Here is a 2,264-nt window from a genome sequence, read left to right as displayed (position 1 = left end):
GGACTAAATACATATCAAGTACGCTCAACAAAATCAATAGATAGATTATTATGGCTTATATCATTGACATACCTGTATTGTACGACTTCAGGTGACGAATATTGCAAATTTGGGCAAGGAATAAAAATAGTACGCAAAGAAGTACAAAAGCAGCGTGTTCAATGGTTGTATGAGCGAGCTAATAATAAAGTACCTATTGATGAAATTTTAGAAGAACTACAGTTAGCATAGGCGTAGTGTATCTATTTTATGGTAATATTTGTTATCAATTTTTCTCATCTATAGGTCCATAAATAGTTTTAATAAAAAATAATAGATTATATAAAAAATTAAGAATATAAAAAATTAAAAGAGTGCTAATTTTACTTTATGCGAGTTTTAAGTTACTTGAGCGGCACAGCCAACTACTACCGGTTAAAGTATATGATTGTTGAGATTTTATAATCAGGTAAAGATATTTAAGAATGTAGTAAAAAAATTATATTCATAATGGTGGCATAGTATTTTATTATATATATGTAAACAATTTTAAAATCATTTGAGAAAGGATGTGTGGTAATGAAAAGATTTAAAAAAGTGATGCTGATTGTGCTATCTTTATTATTGATACTTAGTGCATCAGCTTGCGGTTCTAATAGTTCAAACAACTCAAATGCTTCAAATTCATCAAAATCTTCTAGTTCATCAGAAAAGATAACGCTTACTTATTGGAACATATACACGACAGAACCTTTAAAAACAAAAGTGCAAGAAATAGTTGACAAATGGAATAAAGAGAATCCTAATGTGCAAATTGTACAAAGCGTTACAGAAAACGATGCATATAAAACAAAAATAAAAGCCGCAATAGCAGCTAATGAGGCACCAGATATAATACAATCATGGGCTGGTGGATTTTCAAAACCATTTGTTGATGCAGGAAAAATATTACCGCTTGATGATTATTTAAACGATGGTACTAAAGATCAGCTGTTACCTGGCGCACTTGATAATATTACTTATAACGGTAAGATATATGGGTTAGTTTATTCAGGGCAGGCTAGTGTTTTATTTATAAATAAAGAGCTATTTGAAAAATATAATGTAAAAATACCTACAACATTTAGTGAATTGATAGATGCTATAAAAACTTTTAAGTCAAAAGGTTTAACGCCATTTGCACTTGGTGAAAAAGATGAATGGCCTGGAATGTGGTACTATGATATGCTTGCGGTAAGAGAAGGAGGGGTACAACTTTGTAGAGATGCATTAAATGGAAAAGCATCATTTGATAATCAAGCTTTTATAGATGCTGCTGAGAAATTGCAGGAAATGGTTAATGCAGGCGCATTCGACCCTGGATTTATGGGGCTTACAAGAGATGAGGCAACAGCACAGTTTTCTCAAGGCAACATTCCAATGTATTTTGGTGGTAATTTTGATGGAGCTGTATTTGAAAATTCGTCGTCACAAGTTAAAGGTAAAGTTGAGGCAGTAAGATTCCCTTCTGTAGAAGGTGGAAAAGGTGATCCGACTGAATATATAGGCGGTGGTGCAAATGCTTTACTTATTAATGCAAATACAAAACATAAAGAAGAAGCCGTAAAAGCTGCTAAGTACCTTGCAAAACAGCTATCTGATGCGCAATATATAACTGCAGGAGGTTTACCTTGTTGGAAATATGATGATGTTGATCAAACTAAAGTAGATCCATTGGAAATACAAATAATGAACAATATTGTAGCAGGTTCAAAAGGGAGCGTAGCTGCATGGGATCTTTATCTGGAAGGAGATGCTGCACAGACACACAAAGATCTTGTCGCTCAATTACTTGCAAAGCAGATTACTCCAGAAGAGTATGCAAAACAGATGCAAGAAAAGATAAATGGAAAATAAAATAATATAGCAGAATTCAATTTCCTGCTAATTATTAAGATGTAATTAGCAGGAAATTGACAAAATAGTAAATATATAACATTAAATCTAAATATATTAAAAATTATACATTAAATTTGCCAAGTTAAGCGTGATGTGTGAATCTAAAATGGTACTGAAATTAAAAACTTATATAATATCTTAATCGAAGTAGTGTTTAATAAAATAAATAATATTATATTAATATTATCTATAAAGTGATACTTATATTTAGGCATGAATCATTTTTTATAAATTTTTGCGGTATTTTTATTGAGACAAGCGGTGAAATGTCAAGTAGTATTTTTTGGAACCTTGAAAAATAAAGGCCTCAAAAGTTCTAAAAAAGGCAACACTTAATAAACCTACCA

At 31.3% G+C, this 2,264-nt stretch carries 1 protein-coding gene and 1 pseudogene; both read left to right on the top strand.

Annotated elements, in window-relative coordinates; all coding sequences use genetic code 11:
- Positions 1-231: pseudogene (locus tag HNR52_RS12165) on the top strand (IS701 family transposase); the annotation flags it as partial.
- A 327-nt stretch (positions 232-558) separates the two neighbouring features.
- Positions 559-1,875, top strand: coding sequence for a sugar ABC transporter substrate-binding protein (locus tag HNR52_RS12160; protein WP_435620733.1), 1,317 nt, complete (start codon positions 559-561; stop codon positions 1,873-1,875).
- Positions 1,876-2,264: the final 389 nt, after the last annotated feature.

Origin of the sequence: Thermoanaerobacterium thermosulfurigenes (assembly GCF_051201035.1) — a bacterium.
GTDB lineage: Bacteria > Bacillota > Thermoanaerobacteria > Thermoanaerobacterales > Thermoanaerobacteraceae > Thermoanaerobacterium > Thermoanaerobacterium thermosulfurigenes.
Note: the sequence above shows the minus strand (reverse complement) of the source record. Positions and strands in the feature narration are given on the sequence as shown.